This window comes from Edaphobacter aggregans DSM 19364, from assembly GCF_000745965.1.
In the GTDB taxonomy this organism is placed as follows: domain Bacteria; phylum Acidobacteriota; class Terriglobia; order Terriglobales; family Acidobacteriaceae; genus Edaphobacter; species Edaphobacter aggregans.
This window is the reverse complement of sequence record NZ_JQKI01000024.1, coordinates 1-24,600: the sequence shown is the minus strand read 5'-3', so window position 1 is coordinate 24,600 and position 24,600 is coordinate 1. Positions and strand designations below refer to the sequence as shown.

Genomic DNA, 24,600 nt, shown 5'->3' with positions numbered 1-24,600 from the left:
AGGGGTTGCGGAGGGGCCGTCTTTTCGGACGGTTTCGGCGCGTCTTCGCCTGTCAAAAGGACTTGAATTTAAAGGTCTAAATGGCTTAGAATGTTACGCGTGGTCCTTCTCTCCCAAGGTCCTGTAAAGCGCTCCAAGTAATACAAAACGAAGAGGTACTAACAGCATATGGCAAAGCGTCGTGGAAACCCGAATTGGGGTAAGCCGGAGCCGATCGGCCCGGTCGTCCCAACGGTAACATCGTTTGAGCAGGTCGTGAAGGAGTTTAAGTTGACGCCGGACCAGTACATCCGGTCGACCAGGCTCCGCGAGTGGGCTCGCCGGAACAAGAACTCGAAGTATATCCCGGAGGCGCTGCTGGAGGCCTGGGGATTCGAGATCGAGTCGACCCTGTAGTGCAAAGGCCTCACAGAGTATAGAACGCCGCCCGAGGGCGGCGTTCTCATTTTTGCATCGGACGTATGATTAAGGCAGTCGAAAGCAAGGAACGGGCCAGCACGGCGTTCCCGGAGGTAAGGCATGTTTGTTGATGTCGGCGAGGCAGTGGCAGAGATACGCGCAGGCCGGATGGTGGTGGTGGTGGATGACGAGGACCGTGAGAACGAGGGTGACCTGACGCTGGCGGCCGAGTTCGTAACGCCGGAGGCGATCAACTTCATGGCGAAGTACGGACGCGGGCTGATCTGCCTGACCCTGACGGAGGAGCGCGCCGACTACCTGCGGCTGGGACCCATGACGCAGGAGAATACGTCGCGGTTCGGGACGGCGTTTACGGAGAGCATCGAGGCGCGGGAGGGCGTGACGACGGGCATCTCGGCAGCGGACCGGGCGCATACCATCCGGGTGGCGATCGACCCGGAGTCGACGGCACACGACCTGGCGCGGCCGGGGCATGTGTTTCCGTTGCGGGCGCGCAAGGGTGGAGTGCTGGTGCGTGCGGGACAGACGGAGGCATCGGTGGACCTGGCTCGGATGGCGGGGCTGGTTCCGGCGGGTGTGATCTGCGAGATCATGAACGACGACGGAACGATGGCGCGGGTTCCGGACCTAGTGAAGTTCTGCGAGGAGCATGGGCTGAAGATGATGACGGTGGCGGACCTGATCCGATACCGGCTGCAGAACGAGCGTTACATCCATCGCGTGGCGGAGTCGCTGATGCCGACCGAGCACGGGGAGTTTCGCGTGATCGCGTACGAGAGCGAGGTGGATGGCGGCGAGTCGCACGTGGCGCTGGTGTATGGCGACGTAACGGGCGAGGAGCCGGTGACGGTGCGCGTCCATACGCACTGCCTTGCGGGCGATATCTTCGGCACGACGCTGTGCGACTGCAGGGCGGTGGTGGAGAACTCCCTGAAGATGATTGCAGAGGCGGGGCGAGGTGCACTGGTGTACCTGCACAACGGAAGCGCGGGGTTCGGGATCGACCGGAGCGTGACACCGCATCGGGTGGCATTCCATCGAGAACATCGATCGCGGGAGCGGTGCGAGGAGAGGACGCAGAGGACGCTGCGGCAGGTGGGGTTGGGGGGACAGATTCTGTCGGACCTGGGGATTCACAAGATACGGCTGCTGTCCAATACGCCGACGCACGTGCCTGCGCTGCAGGGGTTCGGGATCGAGATCGTGGAGCAGGTTCCGGTGTCGATCGCAGCAGCGGCGCGATAGCTGGCTCTACTGCCGGGCCGTGATGGTGAGGTTGAGCGTGACGGTCTGGCTGAGCTGCACTCCAGTGCTGCTGGAGGCGGTGACCTGGTACTGGAAGGTTCCGGGCGGTGTGTAGCGGAGGTTGGGATCGGCATTGTTGATGACGACGTTCCCCCCTGAGCCGCAGCCGGAGGCGGAGAGCGTCATCGCGGTAAAGAGCGCGACGGCGAGGGTAGATCGCGTCCGACGGAAGAAGAATAGTCCCAGTGGGAGAAGGCAGAACGCGAGGGTCGCGCGGCTGCCAGGGTGGTCTTGCGCCGTTGTGGAGACGGACGTCAACGGTGTTGATGGTGGCGACGGAGGACTGCGCGGAGCTGTTCTGCAGAGTGACGCTTGAGGGCAGAAGCGAGCAACTGGCGTACTGGCCTGGGTTGACGGGGGTGCAGTTGAGGGTGACGGTTCCGGTGTAGCCGTTGAGCGCGGTGATTGAGAAGTTGTTGTTGGCGGGACGGCCGCTGACGACGGTGACTGACGATGCGGTACCGCCATCGACGGTGAGCGAGATGGCAGCCGAGGGAACGGCGGTGCCGCTGAGCGGAACAGCGAGGGGGGAGCTGGGGTCCGAGCTGGCGATGGTGAGGCTGCCTGTGCGGGAGCCGGTGGCCGTGGGGGTAAAGGTGACGGTGATGGCGCAGATTGCTCCTGGGGCGAGCGAGGTGGTGGCGCAGGGTTTGGTGACGGCGTAGTCGCCGGTGATGGAGAGGGCGAGCTGGTTGACCGGAGCGGTGCCGGTGTTGGTGAGCGAAAGGGTCAGGCTGGTGGAGGCGCCGAGGGTTGTGTTTGGAAATGCGAGGGCGGCGGAAGTGATCTGGAGGTGCGACTGTGCCCCAGTGCCGGTGAGGTTTGCGACCAGGGGAAGGCTGGTGAGCGAGGTTGCGATGCTGACGGAGCCGATGCGGGCTCCGGGCTGCGTGGGTTTGAAGGTGACCTGCAAGGTGCAGATTGCGGAGGGAGCCAGTTGGGATCCGGTGGCGGGACAGTCGCCGGTGACGGTGTAGTCGCCTGTGGCGGTGATGCTGGAGAAGGTGGCGGCGGTGGGGCTGCTGTTGGTGACCTTGATGGGGAGCGTGCCTGAGCTGCCGACGAGGACCTGTCCGAAGTCGAGGGAGACGGGCGAGAGGACGAGGGTGGGCGGTGTGGCGGTACCGAAGAGGCTGATGAAGTCGAGCGCGCTGGAGGAGTCGGAAGTGATCTCAAGGGCGCTGATGACGTTGCTGATGGTCTGGGACGAGGAGGCCTGCGGGGTGAAGGCGAGGGCGACGGGGCAGCTCGCTCCGGGGACGAGGATGGGGCAGGAGCCGGCGACGGTGAAGTCGGGGGTGGTGGTGAGGCCGGTGACGTGGATCGTGGCGGTGCCGGTGTTGGCGAAGGTGACGGTCTGCGGTGCGGAGGCGTTGCCGCCGGAGGTTGCGGCGAAGGTGAGCGAGCTCTGCAAGACGGTGTAGGAGACGAGCGGAGCTGAGTTCGAAGGGACGGCGACGGCGATGGGGGTTACGGTTCCGGTGAGGTCGATGAAGTCGGGGCTGGAGGCGGCGTCGCTCTCAAGGACGAGGGAGCCGGCGTCGGTGTTGAAGGGAGCGGGCGAGGATCCGGTGGCGGCCTGGTTGATGGGGGAATAGACAAGGGTAACTGTGCAGATTGCGCTGGGGGCGAGCGTGGCGCCACAGGTAGTGTTGGCGAGGAAGGGCCACTCGCTGGTGACGCGGCGGATGGTGGTGGGCTGGCTGCCGGCGTTGGTGATCGTGAGGGTGCGGATCGCGGTCTGGCCGGAGGCGACCTGGGCGAAGTCGAGGAGGCGGCCGGGGAGGAGGTGATCGCCGGTGACGGTGATACTGCCGGTGCCTGAGCCGAAGCCTTCGAGGTAGCCGAGCCGTTGATGGTGGCGCTGCCGTCGGTGGTATCGGCTTGGGCGAACACGGTTCCGGTGATGTCGCCATTGGTGAGTGGGAGGAAGGCGACGGAGAAGGTGCAGCCTGCTCCGGGGGCGAGCGCGGCGCAGGGCGGTTGAGTGAGGACGAACTGGCGCGGCAGCGCGAGCGAGAGGGCGAGGGACTTTGTGGTGAGGTTGTTGATGAGGAACCTGCCGCGTGAGGCCGAGGGTGGAGGTCGGGGTGGGGCCGTAGTTAGCCTGCGCGGGGAGGATCTGGAGGCCGGTGTCTTCGGCGGCGTAGGCGCCGGTGAGCGGGAGGGTGTAGGTGGTCTGCGGGCTGCCGGGGGAGGAGCTGGTGACGGGGATCGAGAGCGTGCCGGCGGCGGTGGCGGTGCTGGGGAGGAAGGTGACTGTGATGGTGCAGCTTCCCGGCGTTGCCGGAGAGATCGAGCGCCATGGCGAGGCCGCTGTCGCCTGCGGCGCCGATCTGTGCCTGGGCGAGGACCTGGTTGGCGGAGGGGGTCGGTCTTGAGGATGCGAACGCCGTCCCTCTGGTCGTAGAGAAGGAAGAGATTGCCGGAGGAATCGACCTTGACGGAGTAGAAGATGCCCTTGCCGCCGCTGGCGCGAAGAGTCCGGCGAAGGCGAGCTGTTGAGTGTTCTGCGCGGAAGCGAAGGTGGCTGCGGCGAGAAGGCCGCAGAGGCAGACGATGGGGAATAGGAGCCCGGTGAGTCGCTTTATGGTCATGTGGCTGCGGTTACGGCGCTGCTTGCAGCCTGCCCTCAATATCCATGGATACAGGTGAGTTTAGGGGATCGAATCCGGGACTCCGTTACGAAGGTCACGGAGGAGTTCTGTTTTGGGAAAATAACGTTACGGGCTGGTGGGGCTAGAGAGGAGAAGGTGGTCGAGGCCGCGGGTCTCCATCTCCTTCTCGAACCCGGCGTGGTCGCGGTACTGGATGGCCTGCATGCCTGCTTCGCGGGCGGCTTCGATGTTTTCGACCTTGTCGTCGATGAAGAGAATCTGTGCCGGTGGGGTAGCGAGGGCTTCGGCCGCCGCGTAGTAGATAGCGAGCTCAGGCTTAGCGAGGTTGAGCGCATAGGACCAAGTGCAGTGATCGAAGGCCGAGAGCCAGTCGAATTTGCGGAGGAGGCCTTCGGTCATGGCATCGCCGATGTTGGAGAGGATGCCAGTGCGGATGCCGGCGCGCTGGAGACGCTGGGCCCAGTCGAGCATGGGCGGATTGAGTTGCGTCCAGAGATCGACGTCGGCGTCGATCAGGCGGGCGACCTGCTCGCCGGTGAAGCAGCTGCCGGCACTGGCTGCGACCTCGTGCCAGTAGGCGACGCCGGTCAGCTCGCCGCGATCGTAGGCGTGGCGGAAGCGCCAGTATCCGTGATGAAGGGCCTCCTCGTCGAAGCCGGTGATCTGGCGCATGCGCTGCCAGGCGGCGGGGTCAGGAGGAGCGGAGAGCACCATGCCGTAGTCGAAGAGGATTGCTTGAATGGGATTCATGGATTGATGCCTATTCTAGGTGAGGTTCGCGAGTAAGCCATTACCATAAAAGTGTGAGTCAACGGTTTTCGTCGAGAACGGGGTGGGATCTGGGAGAGAGCCGGTTCGCGGAGGCGATCCGGAGAGCTAGGGCCGAGGGACGCAGGCTGATCGATCTGACGGTCTCGAACCCGACGGTCTGCGGGTTCCACTACGATGCGGAGGCGATTCTGGCGCCGCTGAGCGATCCCAGGGCGCTGGTATATGATCCGGACCCGCGGGGAATGTGGTCGGCTCGGGAGGCCGTGGCGGGCTACTACGCGGATCATGGGGCCGAGGTCGATCCGGATGCGGTGATCCTGACCACCAGCACGAGCGAGGGGTACGGTTATCTGTTTCGGTTGCTGTGCGATGCGGGCGATGAAGTTCTAGTGGCGCAGCCAAGCTATCCGCTCTTCGACTTTCTGGCTGACCTGGAGGACGTGCGGCTGCGGCCTTATCCGCTGTTTTATGACTATGGGTGGTGGATTGACTTTGCCGAGATGGAGAAGCGCATCGGGCCGCGCACGCGGGCGGTCGTGCTGGTGCATCCGAACAATCCGACTGGCCATGGGACGCGGGCGGAGGAGCGGAGGAGGCTGGAGGAGGTCTGCGCAAGGCATGGGCTGGCGCTGATCGTGGATGAGGTCTTCCTGGACTACCCGCTGAACGGGGGGGCGCTCGAGAGCTTTACCCGGGGGCCTCATGGCGTCCTGACCTTTGTGCTGAGCGGGCTAAGCAAGATCGCAGGGCTGCCACAGATGAAGGTGGGGTGGATTGCGGGATTCGGACCGGAGTGCCGGGCGGCTTTGGCCCGGCTGGAGGTGATCGCCGATACTTTTCTCACGATGAACGCGCCGGCGCAGTATGGATTGCCGGGATGGCTTGAGGGGAGGGCCGGGGTTCAGAAACAGATACTTGAGAGAGCTTCAGGAAATACCAGAAAAATAGCTGATTGTGGGGTTGAAATGCTTCGTACGGAGGCGGGCTGGAGCGCGGTGATCCGGTTGCCGAGGGTGGGGATTGGGGCTGAGGAGCTGTTGGGGGAGAATGTGGTGGCGCACCCGGGGAGCTTCTATGGAATGGCGGAGCCGGAATGGATCGTCGTCAGCCTGATCGTTCCGGAGGCCGAGTTTTCCACAGGGATATCCACAATCGCCAGAGCTTCACGTTAGCCCGTTATTCTTTTGGTTCAGGTCAGGTGTTGGTTGAGATATATCAGCATATTGTGTTCATTTATTGATGCTTATAGGAATGGATTGCTCTGACGCTCTTCTCCAATCGTTGTGTTTGGACCATGACCTGGGACTACGGTGACCTCGTCGGGGAGCGGGAGAAGCCGGTCGTGGATCGAGCGGATGAGTTGGTTCGTGTCGCCGCCGGGAAGGTCGGTTCGACCGACGGAGCCGGCGAAGAGGGTGTCGCCTGCCAGCAGAAGCGAGTGTTCGGGAAGGTAGAGGCAGACGCTGCCCTGGGTGTGGCCGGGGGTGTGGAGGACGGTTCCGCTGAGGCCGGAGATGGCGAGGGTCTGGTTGTCGGTGAGGGGGGCGTCGGGAGGCGCGACCTCGGGGGTGGGGACGCGCAGCCAGGAGGCCTGGACGTCCATCATCTTTACCAGCGGGAGGTCGTTCTGGTTGTAGAAGATGGGGGCTCCGGTGAGGCGTTTTAGGCGCTGGGCTCCGGCGATGTGGTCGATGTGGGCGTGGGTGATGACGATGTACTTCACGGTGAGGCCATTGCGCTCTAGGATAGCCTGGATGGCGGGGATGTCGTCGCCGGGGTCGATAACCATGGCCTCGCGCGAGGTCTCGTCGCCGAGGACGGAACAGTTGCACTGGAGCAGGCCGACGGGGAGGATCTCGTGGATCATGAATTAAAGCCTATAAGGATGACCGGGATATGCGCGTACTTGACGGATAAAAATCAAACCGGAATTAAAGGACAAACGCAGGCCGAAGCCCGCGTTTGTTGGATGTGGAATCGGCAGCTTACTTCTTCGGCGTGCTCTGCTGTTGCTGCTGGGTGGTGGTGTGGCGGGAGAGGACGGAGCTGTCGGCTGAGGCACGAGACATCAGGATAGTGAGGCCGACGGAGGTGAGCATGAAGACGATGGCCGAGTAGGTGGTGAGCCGGGTGAGCAAGTTGGCCGCGCCGCGGGGGCCGAAGGCGGTCTGTGAGCCCTGGCCACCGAAGGCCGCGGCGAGATCGGCCGACTTGCCCTGCTGGAGCAGGACGACGCCGATCAGAAAGAACGCAACCAGGACATGCAGGATAACGAGAACGATGACCATCGGGGAAAGAGTGCCTTCCGGAAAGATGTTTTGGATTGGTGCGGAGGAGGGGACTTGAACCCCTATGCCTTGCGGCGCAAGCACCTCAAGCTTGTGCGTCTGCCAATTTCGCCACCTCCGCATTGGCTCTGCACTGCAGGTCCAGAAAGAGCGGTGAGCAATCCGAAAGTTAGTATAGCATCCCGCTGCGGATTGTGTGGGTTGCCGTTGGTGATGCGCTGATGAGGCGGTACACTGCTGGTCTCATCCTAAAAATGTCTGTCTGAGCTTTCGGAAAGAAAGGGATTGGTCGATGCGTGCAGGTCTTCGTATAGGTGTGGTAGCGGTGCTGATTGGGCTGGGCGGTTCGGTGGTAACAGGGCCTGGGGTGATGGCGGCGTCGGATCCGGCCCAGACTACAACGGCTTCGGGACATAAGTGGGCGGTGGTGCTGCACGGCGGCGCGGGGGTGATTGAACGGAAGTCGATGAGCGCGGAGACGGATGCGGCGTACAGGGCGGCTCTGAAACAGTCGATCCAGGCGGCGGCGGATGTGCTGGAGAAGGGCGGCTCGTCGATGGACGCGGTGGAGGCGGCGATCAAGCTGATGGAGGACAACCCGCTGTTCAACGCGGGCAAGGGCGCGGTGTTTACCGCGGACGGAAAGAATGAGCTGGACTCGGCGGTGATGGACGGGGTGACGATGAAGGCCGGAGCTGTGGCGGGAGTGACGCGGACACGACATCCGATCTCGCTGGCGCGGGCGGTGATGGAGAAGTCGCCGCATGTGATGCTGATCGACACGGGTGCGGACCAGTTCGCGGCAAGCGTTGGGCTGGAGCAGGTGGACCCGAGCTACTTCTTCACGGAGCGGAGATGGCAGAGCCTGATCCGGCAGTTGAAGAAAGAGGGCGCTCCGCTGCCGCAGAGGCCGGCGGGTGCTCCGCCTGCGCCTGCGGGCGGGATGGCCGAGATCGAGCCGACGGATGCGCATAAGTACGGCACGGTGGGGGTGGTGGCGCTCGATAGGAATGGCAACATCGCTGCGGGGACCTCGACTGGGGGGACGCAGGCGAAGCGGTGGGGCAGGGTAGGAGACTCGCCGATCATCGGGGCGGGGACGTACGCCTCGAACGAGTCTTGCGCGGTCTCGGCTACGGGGGCGGGAGAGTACTTTATCCGGCTGACGGTGGCGCGGACGATCTGCTCGCTGGTTCAATACAAGGGAATGAAGTTGCAGGCCGCGGTGGATGAGGTGGTGCAGAAGGACCTGAAGGCGATTCACGGCGACGGCGGCGTGATTGCCATTGCGCCGGACGGCGAGCTGGCTTGGAGCTTCAATACGCCGGGGATGTATCGCGCGAAGGTGGTTGAAGGGGGAGCGGTTCAGGTCGGGATCTATGGGGATGAGAAATAGCCGTTGAGAAGATTACTTTGCAGACAGTTTTTCGATTCCGTGTTTAATGGGTCCATGCCTTTTCTTTCTGACCGGAATCCATCGTTGTGGCCACTGCGTCGTCTGAGTATTTCCGTACTGATGGTGTCGATTGCGGCCACGGGCTGCAAATCGCAGACGCCGAGCCAGGCTCCGAAGGCAGCCCCTCCACCGTCGGCTGCTCGAGGAGCGGTCTCGGCAACGGCTGCGGTGCAGAGCGCGCCGCCGGCTCCGGCGCAGGTGTCGCCGGCGTTTGCGGCGCGTGTGAAAGAGATCGCGGCTGCGGGCCAGATTGCGGGGATGGAGCGGCCGAACTTCTCCGACTACACGAAGCACTTTGTGGCGGTCTACGAGGCATCGGGCTACGCTCCGCTGTGGCTGCGAGCGGATGGATTGAGCAAACAGGGGGCCGGGGTGATTCAGGCGGTGGAGGTCAGCGCACAGAAGGGCCTATCGACGGTTGACTACGACGCGTCCAGGTGGCCGCAGAGAGTGGATGCCCTGAAGACAGCCGATGATGTGCAGAAGGCCGACTTCGATGCGGAACTGACGGTTGCGGCGATGCGTTATATCTCGGACCTGCACATCGGCCGGGTGAATCCGAGGAAGTTCAACTTCGGCATCGACGTGGTGACGAAGAAGTACGACCTGCCGGGTTTCCTGGTCACGACTGTGGTGAATGCGGCCGATGTTCATGCGGTGCTCGAAGGGGTGGAGCCGGCTTACAACGGATACCGCCGAACGGCGGCTGCACTGAATCACTACCAACAGCTGGCGGCGCAGGGCGATGGCGCTCCAGTGCCTGCGGTGACGAAGAGCGTTGGCGTCGGTGACAACTATCCGGGAGTCGCCCAGCTTGTAGCGAGGCTGCGCCAGCTTGGCGACATGCCTGCGGGCAGCGATCCGCAGGGGTATGACGACGCAGTTGCGGAGGGAGTGAAGCATTTTCAGGAGCGGCACGGAATGACCGCCGATGGGAAGCTGGGCGCCGCCACGGTTCGTGAGCTGAACGTTCCGCTGGCGACACGGGTTCAGCAGCTGTCGGACGCGCTCGAACGATGGCGGTGGATGCCGCTCGAGTTTCCTCAGCCTCCGGTTGTGGTGAACATTCCGGAGTTTCGGCTGCGCGCGTTTGAGAGCGGACAGAAGATCGGCGTAGTGATGAACGTCGTGGTGGGCAAGGCTGCACCGACGCAGACGCCGGTGTTCACGGACAATATCCGCTACATTGTGTTTCGTCCTTACTGGAATGTTCCTCCGAGCATCATTCGATCGTCGGTGATTCCGGGGATCAATCGCGGAGGGAGTGGCTATCTGGAGAAGGAGCAGTTTGAGGTGACGGGCGGCTGCTCCGGTGCCGACATGGTCGCGGGACTTCGCAGCGGCAAGTGCTCGGTGCGGCAGAAGCCGGGGCCGAAGAACTCGCTGGGGCTGATCAAGTTTATCTTTCCCAACTCGAACAATGTGTATCTGCACAGTACGCCGGCGACGCAGCTGTTCTCGCAGTCGCGGCGTGACTTCAGCCACGGTTGCATACGGCTGGAACATCCGGCTGAGCTTGCGGCGTTTCTGCTGCGCAATCAGGACAATGGAAGGTGGACAGAGGCAGCTGCCCAGCAGGCGATGGACTCTGGACCGGACAACAGGACGGTCAACCTGAATACGACGGTCCCGGTGCTGATCCTGTACGTTACGGCCGTGGTGGATGAGGACGGCTCGGTTCACTTCTTCGACGACATCTACGGTCACGATCGGAAGCTGGAGGCTGTACTGGCGAAGGGACCGCCGTATCCCTGGTGATCGGCCTGGGGCAGAGATCAGAAGTGATGGAGGAGATCGGCGAAGGCGAGAAGCTCGAGCAGGTGCTGGCCTGAGGGAGCGGGTTTCACGGTCTCGTGCTCGAGAATCCATGTGAAGCTGTGCGGAATAAAGACGGCGTGAAGTCCAGCGCTGAGGGCGGGATTGATGTCCGAGCGGGGGCTGTTGCCGATCATCCACGTGTGTGCGGCGTCGCAGCGGTGGTGCGCTGAGAGGGACAGGTAGGCTTCGTTGTGCTTCTCTGGGAGCACCTCGACGGCGGTAAAGTGCGGCGCGAGGCCGGAGCGCTGAAGCTTTCCGGTCTGCTCGGCGGGATCACCCTTGGTGACGAGGATGAGGCGATGGCGTGTGGTGAGTTCCGCCAGGGTTTCGGCGACGCGGGGAAGCAACTCGATCTCGTGGTGGGCGATGGAGTCGGCAAAGCTATGGATGCGCTGGTGCTGCTCGTCGGTGACGGGCGCGCCGACGAGCTGCTCGAAGCAGTTGACGAGGGAGCGGCGGAAGCTCCTGAGGCCGTATCCGTGGGCCGAGATCGTTGCATGCTCGCAACGGTTGAGGTGTTCGCGGACCTCGGCGGGGGTGTGGATCTGGTGATCGAGATAGGAGATGAAGGAGGCGATGGCGCGCTCGAAGTAGATGTTGTTCTCCCATAGCGTGTCGTCGGCATCGATGAGCAGGGTCTGGCCATGGGTACGGCGAATTGGCTGAAAAGTGGAGGGCACAGGTCGATTATAGAAGCCTGTTGTCAATTGAGTAACACGACTAAGGTTGCATGTAACCGCATGGTGGGTGGCCGGTATGATGAGCGCATAAAGCCTGTATCTACAGGCGATGCAGCGATAAGAACGGAATAGTCCAGAGGCATGACTCCAGAAGCTGGCCAGATGGTCGGGCCGTACGAGATCCTGGGCAGACTGGGCGGCGGCGGCATGGGCCTGGTCTTTCGGGCCTGGGACGAGCGCCTGCACCGCGAAGTGGCGATCAAGCTGGTGCGCGACGGCTATCAGGTGCCGGGAACGCGGGAGCGGTTTCTGCAGGAGGCGCGCGCGGCCTCGGGACTGAACCATCCGAATATCTGCACGATCTTTGATACCGGCGAACAAGACGGCGATCCTTATTTGGTGATGGAGCTGCTGGAAGGCGAGACGCTGAAAGAGAGGATCTCGCGCGGCGCGCTGTCGGCCGAGGAGATCCTGCTGCGTTCGCGCGAGGTGGCCGAAGCGTTGTCGGCGGCCCACGCCAAAGGCATCGTGCACCGGGATATCAAACCGGCGAATATCTTTCTGGTAAAGAAGCAAAACGGCACGAGCCAAGCTAAGGTGCTGGACTTCGGGCTGGCCAAGGTCAGGAAAACGAAGGTAGGGCAAGGAGCAAGCGTCGACGCGATCGAGCGAGCGGAACGCGTGCACACACTGCAAGCAGCCGATGAGCCGAGCGGCCTGACGTTGGCAGGCGCAACCGTGGGGACAGTAGCCTATATGTCGCCGGAGCAGGCGCGAGGTCACGTGCTGGACCTGCGCTCAGACTTGTTTTCTCTTGGCGTCGTGATGTACGAGATGGCTACGCGGCGGATTCCGTTTCGCGGGACCACAAGCACGAAGGTCTTCGTTCAATTGCTGGAGAACGACCCCGAGCCGGTGCGGAACTGGAATGATTCGATTCCACGCGAACTGGAGCGGGCGATCCTGAAGCTGCTGGCGAAGGACCGACGCGAACGGTTCCAGAGCGCGCGGGAGCTGAACGAGGAGCTGGACAAAATCTCAGGAAAGCTGAACCGAAGCGTCTGGCTGAAGAGAAGCGCGCCGGCTCCGGTGCCGCTGGTCCGATCGCTGGAGCCGGTTGCTGCACGGCAGAAGCGCCCGGTGAAGAGAGACAGCACTCCGGACGCCACACAGATCAGGAACGAATCTGGGTCTGGTGCGGGCGACGTGATCATCCGTCCGCTGCGAATTCCTGAGGATGTGAGGCCGGTTGAGAGCGCAGGAAAAACGGTGAGTCAGGGAAGCGTGCTCACGGCCAGCGATCCGTCTGGCGGCCGGAAGCCGGGCTCAAGCGGCGGGCGGGGAACGCCTGCTCTGGCTCGGAGCCGGTCTGGGGTGACGCAGTTTGAGTTCGGGCTCGACGATCTTCCTCCCGTCGAAGAGAGGCACGCCGAGATTGCTTCCGAACCGCAGGCTCCGCCCAGACGTTCGGTGATGCGCCTCATGATTGCCTCCGTGCTAGTTACGGCGATCGGCATGGGGGCCTATGCGCTAGTCCGCAGCGGGCGCCTAAGTTCAGCCGCACTTGCTCCCAATGATGTTCTGCTGTTGACGGTGGTGCAGGACAAGACCGGCGAGGCTCTGGGAGGCGCCGTGCTGGAGGGCCTGGAGATCGCGCTGCGGCAGTCTCCCACCCTGAACGTGCGAGGAGATGACACCTATCGGGCGGGGCTGCATCAGCTGGAAGGGAACAGTATCGCTTCGGCCCGCGTGGTTGCGCAGCGCGTGGGGGCGAAGGCGTATCTCTTTGGTGAGATCAGCGGCCATGCGCCGTACACGATCAGCGTAGACGTGCTCGATGCGGTGTCGAACGACAAGCTGACCAGCCTGACGCAGCAGGCGTCGACACGACAGGAGATTCCCGCGGCGATCGACAGCCTGGTGCGTTCGCTTCGGTCGGAGCTTGGAGAAGGCGCGCGCTCGATCGCAGAGACCAGCGTGCCGTTGAGCCGTGAGGGCACGGACGACATGAGTGCTCTGGAATCGTACTCGACCGCAGAGGCGGCGATGCAGGCGGGCCGCGCAAACGATGCCATTAAGGCCTACATGCGGGCGGTTGGACGCGACGAGCGGTTTATCCAGGCGCAGATGCGGCTGGCGTGGCTGTATCAGACGCAGAACGCAGAGGTGGCCGCCATTGCGGCCGCAGAGCATGCACAGGCGGCTTCAAAGGGCGCGGACGAGAAGGTACGGCTGCGGGCGCAGTTTTGCTACGAGATGATTGCGGTCGGAGATTACGGCCGGGCCGCCACGACGATCCGCCACTATACCGAGCGCTTTCCGCGGGATGTCGATGGAATGGTGGGGTTGTCGCGCGTGTTGCTCGCGCAGGGACATCTTGTGGAGGCGCTGCTCGCCGCGCAGCAGGCCTACGAAGTTGATCCGTATCGCGCTGATGCCTATGCGGAGGCGGAGAAGGCGATGATTGGCCTGGATCGCTTCGACTCTGCGCTGCAGCTTGAGACGCAGGCGAAGCAGCTTGGCATAGCGGCGAGCGGGCTACGGCTCGCGGCGGGCTATCTGGCGGGACGGGAGGATGTGGTTGCCGAGGAGACACGCTCGTTCCACAATCGCCTGCAAACCAATCGAGCCGAACCACCTGCTGCGATCGCCAGCTACGGGCTGTATCTGGACAACAGTGGGCGCATGGATGAAGCGGCGTGGAACAACGCGGTTGCTACGACTAAGGCCGTTCCCGAGCTTGCGTCAGCGCGCGCCTATCTCTTCGCGCAGAGGGCTCTCGATCGTGCGCTGTTGGAGGATTGTTCCAAGGCGCTCACCCTGGTGCGAGCGAGCGACGCACTGTCCGGCGGCAACGCGTCGAGGTTCCGTTCCGGCATGGCAGCAGCGCTATGCGGCGAGCGAGCCAATACGGAGCGGGCGATTACCTCGCTGGAGCAGCTGCGCTCCGGAGGCACGGCGGTGACGCGCTACGGTCCTCTGGGGCTGCGCGCGGCTCTGGCCATCTCGGAGAAAGACCCCGGCAAAGCCCTCGATCTGCTGTCGGAGATTCAGCCGCAGGATGAGCTTTCGCTGGTGCCGTATCTGCGTGCGCTGGCTTATGGCGCGCAGGGCGACCAGGAGCAGGCAATGATCAATCTACGCGCGGTCATGGAGCATCGGGGAACGGTATTTCTTGCCGGCAGCAACCTCTATCCCGTGGCCCGGTCGAGGCTGCTGCGCGCCACGGCTAGTAGTTCAGGCGGCCTGGGCAATTCGAAACGCAGGCCGAAGGAAGGGACGCGAACCTGAGCTCAGCCCAGCAGGTCCGGGAGTAAGATGATGTTAGCTACATGGAGAGGGCACACAGAGGGGCGGTGATCGCGCTAGCGATTCTGTTGGCGTGCTGCTCGTGTGCTTCCGCGTTAGATCAATCTCTCGGCTTGGCCTATTTCAAGGACGGTAAGGTCCGCGCATTGTATGCGGCCGTTGATGGCCTGGGCGAGGGCCGTGTCAGCGTACTTCGATTCGGTTCTGGTGGAACGCTGTGGGCCGCGACCGAAGGCGGACTGAGCCGGATCAGCAACGGCAAGGTATCGACACTTGCGAGCAAGAACGGACTGCCCTGCGATGCGGTCCATTGGTCCATGGAAGACGACGATCACGCCGTCTGTTTGTACATGCTCTGCGGTCTGGTGCGCATTGCCCGGTCGGAGTTGGACACCTGGGTCGCAGATCCCAAGCATACGATCCAGGCGACAGCTTTCGACAATACCGACGTGGTCCCGTCGGTTGCATTCCTCAGCGCTTTCAGCCCGCGTGCCAGCAAATCCCCGGATGGGAAGATCTGGTTCGTATCTGGGGACGGGTCAGCGTGATCGATCCTCGTCACCTTCCGTTTAACGAGCTTCCGCCTCAGGTGCACATCGAGCAAGTCGTTGCTGATGGCAAAACGTACGATGTATCGAACGGCTTGCACCTGCCTGCACGCGTTCACGATCTGACCTTCGACTACACAACTCTGAGCCTCGCCGTACCGGAGAAGGCGCGCTTCCGAGTCAGACTTGAACCGCAGGACAAGGACTGGAGAGAGTTGGGCTACAGTCGCCGAGCGCACTACACGAACCTGCCACCGAGTAACTACCGCCTCAGCGTGATCGCCTCCAACAACAGCGGTGTGTGGAACGAGCAAGGCGCGGTTCTGGACTTCGCGATCGCCCCGGCCTTTTACCAAACGAACTGGTTCCGCACGCTGTGCGTTGCCGCTTTCGTGGCACTGTTTTGGGCGTTGCATCGATTGCTCGTTCAGCGATTGCGGCGTCAGGAAAGGAAGCTTCGGGATGTGATTGAAACCATGCCGTCATTTGCCTGGACCGCTCTGCCCGATGGCTCTGTGGACTTCGTCAATCGCAACTGGCAGGAATACACCGGTTTGTCGACCGAGAAGTCAGTCGGCTCGGGTTGGGAAGCCGCCGTTCACCCCGAAGATTTAGAGAGTCATAGGGAGAAGCGGCGCGGCGCGATGGCGGCTGGCCGCGAGCGCTTCGAGAATGAGGTGCGCTTCCGCAGTGCAGCGGATGGGGAATATCGGTGGTTCCTGGTCCGCGCCGTACCGCTGCGGGATGCGAAGGGCACAATCATCCGGTGGTACGGCAACTCAACCGACATCGAAGATCGCAAACGAGCCGAACAGCTACAGGCGGACCTTGCTCACCTTAGCCGCGTGACGACGATGGGCGAACTGACCGTCTCCCTGGCGCACGAAATTAAACAGCCGATCGCTGCGGCGGTTGCGAATGCGCACGCCTGCTTGCAATCGCTTAAGCGCGAACAGCCGGATTTGGAACTGGCGTGCGAGGCAGCAGATGGTATGGTCAAGGCGGGAATGCGCGCCAGTGACATCATCGATCGCTTACGGTCCTTGTACAGCAAGTCTGCTCCACAACGTGAGTTGGTCGACGTGAACGAGATTGTCCGCGAAATGGTCGTGTTGCTGCTGGGCGAGGCCAACCGGTATGCGGTTTCGATGCGCACCGAACTCGCCGTCAATCTTCCCAAGATCACGGCAGACGGCGTGCAACTGCAGCAGGTGCTCATGAACCTCATGCTCAACGGCATCGAGGCGATGAAGGAGACCGGCGGAGTAGTTACGGTCAAGTCGCAACTGGGTCGGGACGGCCGACTGCTGATCTCAGTCGGCGACACAGGGGTAGGGTTGCCCGCCGAAAAGATGGATCAGATCTTCAATGCTTTTTTTACGACCAAACCGCAGGGCTCCGGCATGGGCCTGGCGATCAGCCGTTCCATCGTCGAGTCACATGGCGGCCGTGTGTGGGCCACGGCGAACGACGGGCGGGGCGCTACCTTTCATTTAGCTTTACTGACTGGAGCCGAGGAAGTAAAGGTCGCCACTACCAGCCCTGCTTCGGTGTCTTATGGAACGCCGGATGGTGATAGAGATTGAGGAATCCCATGATCCTGCGAATCCGAAGCTCGGGGGCGGGAGGAATTGGCGGTCTTCACTTTGCGCGCGTGAACTCGTGCAAGGTATTTGGCCCCGCCTTCATCGTATTGCTGTGTTTGCTCCTTGAAGGTTGTACCCGGCAACGCGTTCATGAACCGATTACGTTGATTTATCTGGACCAGCGGTCGATGACCCCGCCGTACCAAAAGGAATATGAGCGGGAGTTACAGCAATTCACTCAGGAGACAGGAATCCGAGTTAAGTTTCTTCCCTCTCCGGAGTCGGCTCAGGAGCAACTGGCTTTATGGCAGGAGCTACTCGCGACAGGCGTTTCGGGTCCGGATGTGTACGGTATCGATGTGATCTGGCCGGGAATTCTGGGCGACGATTTCATAGATTTGAAGCCATATTTCGGCAATGAAATCCCCGAGTACTTTCCAGCCATCATCAAGAGCTACACGGTGGATAACAAATTGGTGGCGATCCCGCATGGTCCTGATGCTGGGCTTCTGTTTTACCGTACCGACCTGTTGCGCGAGTATGGATATGGCGCGCCGCCAAGCACATGGGATGAACTGGAGACAATGGCAGCCCGGATTCAGGCGGGCGAACGAGCCAAGGGCAAGAGGCAGTTCTGGGGATTTGTATGGCAAGGAGTAGCCACCGAAGCTTTGACCTGCAATGCGCTGGAATGGCAGGCCTCCGAAGGCGGCGGCCGCATCATCGAAGATGACAAGACGATCAGCGTGAATAATCCGCAGGCGATCCGTGCGTGGCAAAGAGCGGCACATTGGGTGGGGACCATTTCGCCGCCCAGCGAAATCAGCTATAACGAATTCGACGCGATGAACGTCTGGTCCGCGGGCGACGCGGCGTTCATGCGCAACTGGCCTGGACATTATCTGCTTAGCCAAGCGGCCAAGTCGCCAATTCGAAACAAGTTCGACGTAACCTTGCTGCCCGGGGGGAAGGGAGGCCGCCTGGGTACTCTGGGAGGAATCGGCCTTGGTGTATCACGCTTCTCAACCCATCCGCGTGAGGCCAGAGAGTTGGTCCGGTTTCTCACCCGTCGCGACATGGAACTCACGAGGGTTCTGCTGCTTTCGGATCCACCCGATCGAGAGGAACTGTACCAGTTGCCTGAAGTCCAGAAACAGTATCCCCATTTTGCCCTGCTAAGTCAGGGGTTCAAAACTGGCGTGGTATCCCGGCCGTCAAACGTCGCCGGCAAGAAATATGCGGAGGTGAGCGATGCATACATCCGGGCGGTTCACTCCGTCCTGACCGGCGAAAAAGGGGCACCGGAGGCGGCCACAGCCCTGGAGAAGGAGTTAGTCAACATTACCGGTTATAAAAAAGGCGCGCCTTCAAGTGGATCGGCTGGATCGGCACGCCCGTGAAGAGGTGCTCCAGATCAGTCACCTGGAGCCCGAACGTCTTCAACTTAAGCTCGTGCGCGAGCGCTGTTTGGCGTAAATTCATGGCCAAGCGATAGCTGGCGGGAACAACGATGCGGAGTCAGATTGCAACACAATGTGGCGTCTGGGTAAAAGGCGTTGGAGAAAAGACTCTTCATGCCCATCTGCTCAACATCGGTCCGCGTCTGATCCTGTGTTTCGCAATCATCCTCCTCGCGATGTTTGTTGGCAATGCTATGGTTCTTTGGCAATTCCACGAGGTCCGTGCGCAGGCAGAGCGGTTGAATGGAATCGACCAAAAGCTAGTCGCCGTATTACGCCTCCATACGAGCCTGATGGCGTTTTATGACAGGATGGAAGAACTTGCGCATTCCGAAGACGCCGCACGATTGGCGGCTGAAGCCGGACCTCTGCGTACCGCAGTCCTGGAGGAAGCGCAACGCGCAAGGAGCGCCCTCAGTCTTCTGCCTTCCGAGTTCCAGCTGGATCCGACGATCCTGCCTACCCTGCAAGTCCTTCAGGGGACCCTTCCATCGCAACTGGAGAAGATCACCAGCCTAGCCACATCGGGCGACTGGCTGGCTGTGCGCCTGCGCCTGGCAAACCAAATTCGACCGCTGAAATCCCTCACCTCGGCGCTCGTCGAGAAAGTCGACTACGAGGTCGGCGAGGAGCAGGCGCAAACAGTCGAGAAGATCAAGCGCGTAGAACGGCGAGTCTTCCTGATTGTGCCGATGACCGCTGTCGTCACATTGCTGATCGCGGCTACCCTGGGTCTGACCATCACGCGCAGCATCACACAACCACTTGAGCGATTGGTGAAAGGGTCAGAGGCGTTAGCGCGGGGCGAGTTTCAACATCAAGTGTCTGTCAGCGGAGAAGATGAACTCGCTCACCTGAGCCGAGTATTTAACGATACCACCGTCCGACTGCGAGACCTCTACGCGAACCTGCAGAAAAGCGAAGATCGGCTCCGTCTTGTAATCGATACCATTCCTGCTATGGTGTGGAGCGCTCGGCCGGACGGCTCCCTCGATTTCGTTAATCAACGCTGGGTGGAATACACGGGTCTCTCGTCAGAGGACGTCCTCGGCTGGAATTGGAGAGAAGTCGTTCATCCTGACGACATTGAACGCTTCGTCCGAGAATGGCGAACTACCCTGGCCTCGGGCGAACCGATGAGGACGGAAGTACGAGTGCGTGCGGCTGACGGTGAGTATCGCTGGTGGTTGGTCCGCAATGTGCCTCTGCGTGACGAAGATGGAAATATCGTCAAATGGTATGGATCAAGTACAGACATCGAAGATCGCAAGCGCGCTGAACAGCTACAGGCAGACCTTGCTCACATCAATCGCGTGAGCACGATGGGCGAACTCACCGCCTCGCTGGCGCACGAAATTAAACAGCCGATCGCTGCCACCGTCGCGAATGCGAACGCCTGCTTGCTATGGCTTGAGTACGACCGACCCGATCTTAACGAGATACGCGATGCAGCAAAGAGTATCGTGGCAGAAGGAACACGCGCGAGCGAGATCATCGAGAATTTACGGTCGTTGTACAAGAACTCTCCACCAAAACGTGAGTTGGTCGACGTAAACGAGATTGTCCACGAAATGGTCGTGTTGCTGCGGGGCGAGGCCAACCGGTACGCGGTTTCGATGCGCACCGATCTCGCCGTCAATCTTCCCAAGATCACGGCAGACGGCGTGCAACTGCAGCAGGTGCTCATGAACCTCATGCTCAACGGCATCGAAGCGATGAAGGAGACAGGCGGAGTCCTTACGGTCAAGTCGCAACTGGGTCGGGACGGTCGCCTGCTGATCTCAGTCAGCGACACCGGCGTCGGACTTCCGGACGGAAAGACGGACCTGATCTTCAATGCTTTTTTTACGACCAAACCGCAGGGTTCCGGCATGGGCCTGGCGATCAGCCGTTCCATCATCGAGTTGCATGGCGGCCGTCTATGGGCCACGGCGAACGACGGACGGGGCGCAACGTTCCAGTTCACTTTGCCGGCCGGAATAGAGGTCGTGAATGTGACCACCACAGGGACGTGATTCGGTAAAACACCAAAGTCGCTGTGGTACATCAGGAACTTTGGATTTTCCTGATGCCCATCATTTACTATTCAGCAGCTCGGCGGAGTTGTTCTTGACGTTGCCCACGTCCTTGGAGACCTTGAAGGCTCCCATCTCGGCGGCGGGGAGCGGGCGCAGCAGGTCGATCGGGTCACTGTCCCGACAGTGATAACGCGGTTCACAGAATAACGACCGCTCCTCATTCATGCCTGCCTCGGCTCAACATTCGAGTTTCGGCGGAAGAAATTGGTAGGGTCGTATTTGTTCTTGAGGGCGACTAAGCGCGAGTAGTTGCTGCCGAAGACTGCCTCAGCCGTGCCTTTGCCGGTATAGCTCTGGTAATTGGCATAAATCCGTTCCCCGGACGCGGGCCGTAGCAGCTTCCGGGCTTCGTCGGCCCAAAGCATGCAACGCCGCGCCTCGGCCGAATCTTTCCAATCCAAGCCGATACGAATGTGAATCCCTCCTGATTGGCGAAGCGGGAACGCCGTTGAGTCTGACGCTACTCGGCAAACCTCGCCGTGCATGTAATGGGCAATTCCAATGTTGGTTTCAGGAGGTGCCTCAGAAAAGCGATCGAGGACCATGTCCATCACCTCGTCTGACAACTCACTCCGGTAAACGGTCGCGACGCACCTGAAGCTCGTATCAGGTCCTCCCGTCGGCACTCCGCCTGCGAGCTGAGCGAATTCCCCACGGCTAACGGTGTCCTTCGCAGGAGTAGCCACTGTTCGGAATGCCCGGAGCAATCGCGCCGCTTCGGCCCCCTCACCGGCGTGACAAAGCCTGACGAACACGCCCCGCTCCCCTGTCGTCAGGTTGAGTGCGGCTTGAAACGAATCTGGCGCTTCGGCCATGAGGCTGCGGAACAATCGTAGGACCGGTCGCGCCTCTCGAATCGGGTAGAAAATGTTGCCGAGAGTGACGGGACCAATGGAGTAGAGGCGACACTCAAAGCTTGTTGTGACACCAAAATTGGCGCCAGCGCCCCGGAGGGCCCACAACAAGTCTGGGTTACTCTCCGCATCAACAGACAGAATTCGGCCGTCTGCTGTAACCATACGAGCGGAAAGCAAATTGTCGCAGGACGCTCCATGAAGTCCGGAAAGCCAACCCAGGCCGCCACCGAGCGTTAGCCCGGCAGCTCCAACACCCGGGCATTCCCCGAGTACCGGAGCAAGCCCATAGCGTCCCGCCAGCCGCATGACTTCACCACTCGACAGTCCCGCATCGACGCGACCAGTGTGTTTGTTGGGGTCGATAGTCACGCGGTTCAGCCCGGCCAGGTCGATGACGAGGCCGCTGGAGGTGCCCCAGCCCATATGACTATAGCCCCCGCCTCGCACTGCGACTTCCAGTCCATGTCTGCGGGCGAATTCGACCGCATATCGGACGTCATCGGTATTGGCACACCGTGCAACCAGGGCGGGTCCTCTCTCTGTGTCGGGATTCCAATAATAGACGCGACGCGCTGCCTCATAACCAGGGTCCGCGGGGAGAATGAGACCGCCCTTCAGTTGTGCGCGTAGCTTTTTGAGAGCGTCCGAATCGATTTGGCTTCTGTCGTGGACTTCTAGCTGAGCGTGGGCAGTTTTCAACCCCAGCGTTGCGGTTGTGGCGAGCGTACCCTTTATGAACTGGCGACGGCTCTGACGGTGTGAAGATTCATGGGTAGGAAGCCCTCCTCGGTCTATTCGCAGGCTCAATTCGACTTGGTATTTGGGGAGGGCAGAAGTCTAGCAGAGATGTAGCAAATAGAATCCTTAATCACTTGCTGTTCAGCAGCTCGGCGGAGTTGTTCTTGACGTTACCCACGTCCTTCGAGACCTCGAAGGTCTCCATCTCGTCGGCGGGGAACGGACATAGAAGGTCGATCGGCTTCAAATCGTCCGTTTGTATCTCGAGCTTGGGTCGCTGCTCTGAGCGTTCGGTCACTGTGTCCTCCATATACGTCCTGCACGTCGGGGAGCACAGCCGGGGTGCGGCTGCGGTCGACGCCATGATTTCGAGCACCTCATCTTACTTCTTGATCATGTGGCGCGTGCGAGGCCGATTACAACCGCACTGCTCGTCGCCGCCGCCTCCTGCTTCGGTATCAGTTCGTTGCGTTCTGCGTTCGTCAGCTTCTCCATGTATCCTCCCTGCCAGTCCCTCTACCGCCGCGGCGTTCGTGCATCTTCGGCCCATTGGATATGCTCTCTGAATCGCAGTTGCACCTGTGGTCGGCCCCTGCGAAGGTGCGCCTTGCATTTGCGGAAGGCCCGTGGGACCATCGTGGTGCACTCCCCCTGGACGTACTGCGAGGAGAGAGCAAGTGAGCGAAGAAATTTGCAAGTGCGGTCATCGCAAATCGCAGCATGAAGCCATCGTGTGCAGTTGGTGGAAATGCAATTGCAAGCATTTTGAACCCCTCACGCCAGAGAAGCCGAAGCAAGAGCGGAAGCCATTCGAGGAGTTTCCTTATGCGGGTGCCATCATCAGTGCCGATGTTGCTGCCCAGGAAGTCGAACAATTGCGATCCAAGCTCCGCGCCGCCCAGGAGGAGATCGGGAGGCTCAAACAGCTTCAAGATGAAAATTACATGCTGGCAACTCGGCTTGGCGCTGAAAACGACCTGATGAGGGAGGCGCTGGCCGAGATAAAGAGACTCGTCGAAGCAATACTCGCACGTCCTTAGAAGAGTTGATCTGGTCCTCCCACCAGGTTCGCACTGAGGCCGGTCGCAGACTTCGCCACGGGCAGTTGAACGCCGTGTTAGCCGCACTTTACTTGCTGTTCAGCAGCTCCGGCGAATTGTTTTTTACGTTGCCTACGTCTCTGCAAACCTCGAAAGCCACCATCTCGTCGGCGGGGAACGGGCGCAGCAGGTCGATCGGCGGCTGGTCGGTGGGTTCGCGATCGAGCCAGCGGTTGAAATCGCCGGGGTGAAGGATGACGGGCATGCGGTCGTGGACCGGCGCCATCAGCTCGTTCGCCTCGATCATAGCTGCTGCATTTGCATCCATCACCCTCACCGACAACGAGAAGCAGATGCTTCGGAACCACTTTCAGGCGCATGCGCGGGCCGCGATTTTCGTCGAAATTGGCGGCGCCAACGGCAACTCAACCCTACGGCAAGCTGGGTCGCAAGATCGGCGAGGCCCTGAAGCTCAAGTACGTCTTCAAAACCTATGTCTGGGGTGGAGCGGTGACGTTCTCGGCTTTGGCGTTGACGGTGAGAGGCGTGTTCATTCTCGCGCGCGCGTTACCTGTCCAAAAGTCCAAAGAGCAGGTTTGTCTTGCCTGATGATTAGCGTATGTATAAGGTGGCCAAGGGCGTTTAGTAGGAGTGCCATTAGAGCATGGGATTGCAATCGAACGGGCAGTCTTTGTTGCCCCCCGATGGGACGGTTATGTCTTCGCCCTGCCATTCCTGAAATAGAACTTGCAGCGAAATATCTGGATGAAGCCATCTCCGCGCATATTTCTGGCGATACAAGGCGGGCCGCAGCTCTGATCAGGCAGGCCAGTATTCCCGCCATTCGAGATTGGGTCGAATCCCTTTGGGGAAAGGCCAGCCCTTACGTGCAATACAGAGTGGTAACAGGTGCACCGCCGACCCTCAAACAAGAAGAGCGCATAGTGCTGAGAATGCCCACTTCAGCCGAAAAGCAACTTCTACACGTACGAGATGGGTACAATTGCCGTTTCTGCGGAATCCCAGTATTCCGAGCGGCGATCCGCAATCGACTGCGAAAGCTGTATTTCGATGCGCTACCGTGGCCAACCCAGAGCAACAAGGAACAACATCCGGCATTTCAGGCTATGTGGGCGCAGTGCGATCATGTAATACCTCATGCGAGAGGCGGAACTAACGACTTCGAGAACATTATCGTTACTTGTGCGCCATGCAACTTCGCTCGCATGAACTACACGCTGGAAGAGGTGGGATTGGCTGACCCTAGGATGCGAGAGCCTATCCCAACTCCATGGGATGGGCTGGAGCGTCTTCTCAAACAGAAAGACTCGGCTTCCGCTCTGCCGCCTCGGATCATCGAGAAGAGCCTGGTCAGCGATCAGGTGATCCTCGATGCGATCATCAGCAAATACTCGAATCACTGTCCGCTGTATCGTCAGAGCGTGATCTTGCTGCGCGATGCAGGCATCGACATCAGCCGCGCAACCATCGATGGCTGGGTGATGCGCGTCGGGGATTTACTGATGCCTCTGGTCGCGGTCATGGGCCGCGAGTTAGTCAGGGGTAACTACATCCAGGCCGATGAGACGCCGGTGGATGTGCAGACACGCGATGGCCGGTCGAGGAAC

Annotated in this window: 26 protein-coding genes, 1 tRNA gene and 1 pseudogene; 16 read left to right on the top strand and 12 right to left on the bottom strand. The window is 60.9% G+C overall.

The window, feature by feature from the left end; translation table 11 throughout:
* The first annotated feature begins 168 nt into the window (after nucleotides 1-168).
* Nucleotides 169-396: a hypothetical protein gene (locus tag Q363_RS12205; protein WP_020713518.1), complete on the top strand. Its 228-nt coding sequence runs from the start codon at nucleotides 169-171 to the stop codon at nucleotides 394-396.
* Nucleotides 397-519: 123 nt separating this feature from the next.
* Nucleotides 520-1,665: a 3,4-dihydroxy-2-butanone-4-phosphate synthase gene (ribB, locus tag Q363_RS12200; protein WP_035350443.1), complete on the top strand. Its 1,146-nt coding sequence runs from the start codon at nucleotides 520-522 to the stop codon at nucleotides 1,663-1,665.
* Between the two features lie 6 nt (nucleotides 1,666-1,671).
* Here the strand turns inward: ribB and Q363_RS12195 are convergent, their stop codons facing one another.
* The gene (locus tag Q363_RS12195) at nucleotides 1,672-1,983 is read right to left on the bottom strand and encodes a hypothetical protein (RefSeq protein WP_035350442.1); all 312 of its coding nucleotides are present in this window, start codon (nucleotides 1,981-1,983) and stop codon (nucleotides 1,672-1,674) included.
* Between the two features lie 2 nt (nucleotides 1,984-1,985).
* Between Q363_RS12195 and Q363_RS45430 the strand changes: the two genes are divergently transcribed.
* The gene (locus Q363_RS45430) at nucleotides 1,986-2,114 is read left to right on the top strand and encodes a hypothetical protein (RefSeq protein ID WP_281175987.1); all 129 of its coding nucleotides are present in this window, start codon (nucleotides 1,986-1,988) and stop codon (nucleotides 2,112-2,114) included.
* A gap of 3 nt (nucleotides 2,115-2,117) precedes the next feature.
* Complete coding sequence (locus Q363_RS44010; RefSeq protein WP_035350441.1) at nucleotides 2,118-2,390, top strand: hypothetical protein; 273 nt, start codon at nucleotides 2,118-2,120, stop codon at nucleotides 2,388-2,390.
* Here the strand turns inward: Q363_RS44010 and Q363_RS44005 are convergent.
* Nucleotides 2,288-3,535, bottom strand: a pseudogene (locus Q363_RS44005) (choice-of-anchor D domain-containing protein); the annotation flags it as partial. The gene Q363_RS44010 and the pseudogene Q363_RS44005 overlap by 103 nt on opposite strands.
* 45 nt (nucleotides 3,536-3,580) lie before the next feature.
* On the opposite strand from Q363_RS44005, the gene Q363_RS45425 reads away from it, so the two are divergent.
* Entirely contained in the window at nucleotides 3,581-3,712 is a 132-nt protein-coding gene (locus tag Q363_RS45425; protein ID WP_281175986.1) for a hypothetical protein, read from the top strand.
* 115 nt (nucleotides 3,713-3,827) lie between these two features.
* On the opposite strand, the gene Q363_RS40425 is transcribed toward Q363_RS45425, so the two are convergent.
* A complete protein-coding gene (locus Q363_RS40425; RefSeq protein WP_157466778.1) occupies nucleotides 3,828-4,322 on the bottom strand; it encodes a hypothetical protein in 495 nt (164 codons plus the stop codon).
* Nucleotides 4,323-4,448: 126 nt separating this feature from the next.
* Nucleotides 4,449-5,093 carry an HAD family hydrolase gene (locus tag Q363_RS12165; protein ID WP_035350436.1) on the bottom strand — a complete coding sequence of 215 codons (645 nt, stop codon included), beginning with the start codon at nucleotides 5,091-5,093 and terminating at the stop codon, nucleotides 4,449-4,451.
* A gap of 53 nt (nucleotides 5,094-5,146) precedes the next feature.
* On the opposite strand from Q363_RS12165, the gene Q363_RS12160 reads away from it, so the two are divergent.
* Nucleotides 5,147-6,286: a pyridoxal phosphate-dependent aminotransferase gene (locus Q363_RS12160; RefSeq protein ID WP_035350435.1), complete on the top strand. Its 1,140-nt coding sequence runs from the start codon at nucleotides 5,147-5,149 to the stop codon at nucleotides 6,284-6,286.
* Nucleotides 6,287-6,357: 71 nt separating this feature from the next.
* Here Q363_RS12160 and Q363_RS12155 read toward each other — a convergent pair whose 3' ends face one another.
* The 3 genes from Q363_RS12155 to Q363_RS12145 all read right to left on the bottom strand — a co-directional run bounded on the left by Q363_RS12155 (nucleotide 6,358) and on the right by Q363_RS12145 (nucleotide 7,523).
* Complete coding sequence (locus tag Q363_RS12155; RefSeq protein ID WP_035350434.1) at nucleotides 6,358-6,981, bottom strand: MBL fold metallo-hydrolase; 624 nt, start codon at nucleotides 6,979-6,981, stop codon at nucleotides 6,358-6,360.
* A gap of 118 nt (nucleotides 6,982-7,099) precedes the next feature.
* Nucleotides 7,100-7,402: a preprotein translocase subunit SecG gene (gene secG, locus Q363_RS12150; RefSeq protein WP_035350433.1), complete on the bottom strand. Its 303-nt coding sequence runs from the start codon at nucleotides 7,400-7,402 to the stop codon at nucleotides 7,100-7,102.
* 36 nt (nucleotides 7,403-7,438) lie between these two features.
* A tRNA-Leu gene (locus Q363_RS12145) sits at nucleotides 7,439-7,523 on the bottom strand.
* Nucleotides 7,524-7,694: 171 nt separating this feature from the next.
* On the opposite strand from Q363_RS12145, the gene Q363_RS12140 reads away from it, so the two are divergent.
* On the top strand, nucleotides 7,695-8,798 hold the full coding sequence (locus Q363_RS12140; protein WP_211256171.1) for an isoaspartyl peptidase/L-asparaginase family protein: 1,104 nt from the start codon (nucleotides 7,695-7,697) through the stop codon (nucleotides 8,796-8,798).
* Nucleotides 8,799-8,852: 54 nt separating this feature from the next.
* Entirely contained in the window at nucleotides 8,853-10,616 is a 1,764-nt protein-coding gene (locus Q363_RS12135) for a L,D-transpeptidase family protein (protein ID WP_084080278.1), read from the top strand.
* A gap of 17 nt (nucleotides 10,617-10,633) precedes the next feature.
* Here the strand turns inward: Q363_RS12135 and Q363_RS12130 are convergent, their stop codons facing one another.
* Nucleotides 10,634-11,356, bottom strand: a complete 723-nt coding sequence (locus Q363_RS12130) for an HAD family hydrolase (RefSeq protein ID WP_051978699.1) — start codon at nucleotides 11,354-11,356, stop codon at nucleotides 10,634-10,636.
* A gap of 141 nt (nucleotides 11,357-11,497) precedes the next feature.
* Here Q363_RS12130 and Q363_RS36035 point away from each other — a divergent pair, with 141 nt between their 5' ends.
* The 5 genes from Q363_RS36035 (at nucleotide 11,498) to Q363_RS36030 (ending at nucleotide 20,274) form a co-directional block, all read left to right on the top strand.
* Nucleotides 11,498-14,647 (top strand): serine/threonine-protein kinase, encoded by a 3,150-nt coding sequence (locus Q363_RS36035; protein WP_051978692.1) that lies wholly within the window; start codon nucleotides 11,498-11,500, stop codon nucleotides 14,645-14,647.
* 131 nt (nucleotides 14,648-14,778) lie between these two features.
* Nucleotides 14,779-15,213 carry a hypothetical protein gene (locus tag Q363_RS40420; RefSeq protein WP_157466776.1) on the top strand — a complete coding sequence of 145 codons (435 nt, stop codon included), beginning with the start codon at nucleotides 14,779-14,781 and terminating at the stop codon, nucleotides 15,211-15,213.
* Nucleotides 15,210-16,799, top strand: coding sequence for an ATP-binding protein (locus Q363_RS12115; protein ID WP_051978691.1), 1,590 nt, complete (start codon nucleotides 15,210-15,212; stop codon nucleotides 16,797-16,799). The genes Q363_RS40420 and Q363_RS12115 overlap by 4 nt, the downstream gene beginning before the upstream one ends.
* An 8-nt stretch (nucleotides 16,800-16,807) precedes the next feature.
* Nucleotides 16,808-18,199: an extracellular solute-binding protein gene (locus Q363_RS12110; RefSeq protein WP_051978690.1), complete on the top strand. Its 1,392-nt coding sequence runs from the start codon at nucleotides 16,808-16,810 to the stop codon at nucleotides 18,197-18,199.
* Nucleotides 18,200-18,309: 110 nt separating this feature from the next.
* Nucleotides 18,310-20,274, top strand: coding sequence for a sensor histidine kinase (locus Q363_RS36030; protein WP_051978689.1), 1,965 nt, complete (start codon nucleotides 18,310-18,312; stop codon nucleotides 20,272-20,274).
* 60 nt (nucleotides 20,275-20,334) lie between these two features.
* Here Q363_RS36030 and Q363_RS40415 read toward each other — a convergent pair whose 3' ends face one another.
* The 3 genes from Q363_RS40415 to Q363_RS12090 form a co-directional block, all read right to left on the bottom strand.
* On the bottom strand, nucleotides 20,335-20,502 hold the full coding sequence (locus Q363_RS40415; RefSeq protein WP_157466774.1) for a hypothetical protein: 168 nt from the start codon (nucleotides 20,500-20,502) through the stop codon (nucleotides 20,335-20,337).
* Nucleotides 20,499-21,893 (bottom strand): FAD-binding oxidoreductase, encoded by a 1,395-nt coding sequence (locus Q363_RS12100; RefSeq protein ID WP_169746967.1) that lies wholly within the window; start codon nucleotides 21,891-21,893, stop codon nucleotides 20,499-20,501. The genes Q363_RS40415 and Q363_RS12100 overlap by 4 nt, the downstream gene beginning before the upstream one ends.
* Nucleotides 21,894-22,062: 169 nt before the next feature.
* The gene (locus Q363_RS12090) at nucleotides 22,063-22,230 is read right to left on the bottom strand and encodes a hypothetical protein (RefSeq protein WP_211256170.1); all 168 of its coding nucleotides are present in this window, start codon (nucleotides 22,228-22,230) and stop codon (nucleotides 22,063-22,065) included.
* A gap of 379 nt (nucleotides 22,231-22,609) precedes the next feature.
* Between Q363_RS12090 and Q363_RS12085 the strand changes: the two genes are divergently transcribed.
* A complete protein-coding gene (locus tag Q363_RS12085; RefSeq protein ID WP_035350424.1) occupies nucleotides 22,610-22,972 on the top strand; it encodes a hypothetical protein in 363 nt (120 codons plus the stop codon).
* Between the two features lie 88 nt (nucleotides 22,973-23,060).
* Here Q363_RS12085 and Q363_RS12080 read toward each other — a convergent pair whose 3' ends face one another.
* Nucleotides 23,061-23,279 carry an SOS response-associated peptidase family protein gene (locus Q363_RS12080; RefSeq protein WP_035350422.1) on the bottom strand — a complete coding sequence of 73 codons (219 nt, stop codon included), beginning with the start codon at nucleotides 23,277-23,279 and terminating at the stop codon, nucleotides 23,061-23,063.
* Nucleotides 23,280-23,350: 71 nt separating this feature from the next.
* Here Q363_RS12080 and Q363_RS12075 point away from each other — a divergent pair, with 71 nt between their 5' ends.
* Together Q363_RS12075 and Q363_RS40410 are read left to right on the top strand one after the other, a co-directional pair.
* Nucleotides 23,351-23,581 carry a hypothetical protein gene (locus tag Q363_RS12075; protein WP_035350420.1) on the top strand — a complete coding sequence of 77 codons (231 nt, stop codon included), beginning with the start codon at nucleotides 23,351-23,353 and terminating at the stop codon, nucleotides 23,579-23,581.
* A 95-nt stretch (nucleotides 23,582-23,676) separates the two neighbouring features.
* The coding region (locus Q363_RS40410) for an HNH endonuclease signature motif containing protein (RefSeq protein ID WP_157466770.1) at nucleotides 23,677-24,600 on the top strand (924 nt) is incomplete at its 3' end.

What these genes read in the sequence shown, in the direction of transcription:
- Q363_RS12205 (WP_020713518.1), top strand. Translation starts at nt 169, where the DNA reads ATGGCAAAGCGTCGTGGAAACCCGAATTGGGGTAAGCCGGAGCCGATC.
- ribB (WP_035350443.1), top strand. Translation starts at nt 520, where the DNA reads ATGTTTGTTGATGTCGGCGAGGCAGTGGCAGAGATACGCGCAGGCCGG.
- Q363_RS45425 (WP_281175986.1), top strand. Translation starts at nt 3,581, where the DNA reads ATGGTGGCGCTGCCGTCGGTGGTATCGGCTTGGGCGAACACGGTTCCG.
- Q363_RS40425 (WP_157466778.1), bottom strand. Translation starts at nt 4,322, where the DNA reads ATGACCATAAAGCGACTCACCGGGCTCCTATTCCCCATCGTCTGCCTC.
- Q363_RS12165 (WP_035350436.1), bottom strand. Translation starts at nt 5,093, where the DNA reads ATGAATCCCATTCAAGCAATCCTCTTCGACTACGGCATGGTGCTCTCC.
- Q363_RS12155 (WP_035350434.1), bottom strand. Translation starts at nt 6,981, where the DNA reads ATGATCCACGAGATCCTCCCCGTCGGCCTGCTCCAGTGCAACTGTTCC.
- secG (WP_035350433.1), bottom strand. Translation starts at nt 7,402, where the DNA reads ATGGTCATCGTTCTCGTTATCCTGCATGTCCTGGTTGCGTTCTTTCTG.
- Q363_RS12140 (WP_211256171.1), top strand. Translation starts at nt 7,695, where the DNA reads ATGCGTGCAGGTCTTCGTATAGGTGTGGTAGCGGTGCTGATTGGGCTG.
- Q363_RS12135 (WP_084080278.1), top strand. Translation starts at nt 8,853, where the DNA reads ATGCCTTTTCTTTCTGACCGGAATCCATCGTTGTGGCCACTGCGTCGT.
- Q363_RS36035 (WP_051978692.1), top strand. Translation starts at nt 11,498, where the DNA reads ATGACTCCAGAAGCTGGCCAGATGGTCGGGCCGTACGAGATCCTGGGC.
- Q363_RS12110 (WP_051978690.1), top strand. Translation starts at nt 16,808, where the DNA reads ATGATCCTGCGAATCCGAAGCTCGGGGGCGGGAGGAATTGGCGGTCTT.
- Q363_RS36030 (WP_051978689.1), top strand. Translation starts at nt 18,310, where the DNA reads ATGCGGAGTCAGATTGCAACACAATGTGGCGTCTGGGTAAAAGGCGTT.
- Q363_RS40415 (WP_157466774.1), bottom strand. Translation starts at nt 20,502, where the DNA reads ATGAATGAGGAGCGGTCGTTATTCTGTGAACCGCGTTATCACTGTCGG.
- Q363_RS12080 (WP_035350422.1), bottom strand. Translation starts at nt 23,279, where the DNA reads ATGATCGAGGCGAACGAGCTGATGGCGCCGGTCCACGACCGCATGCCC.
- Q363_RS12075 (WP_035350420.1), top strand. Translation starts at nt 23,351, where the DNA reads ATGCGCGGGCCGCGATTTTCGTCGAAATTGGCGGCGCCAACGGCAACT.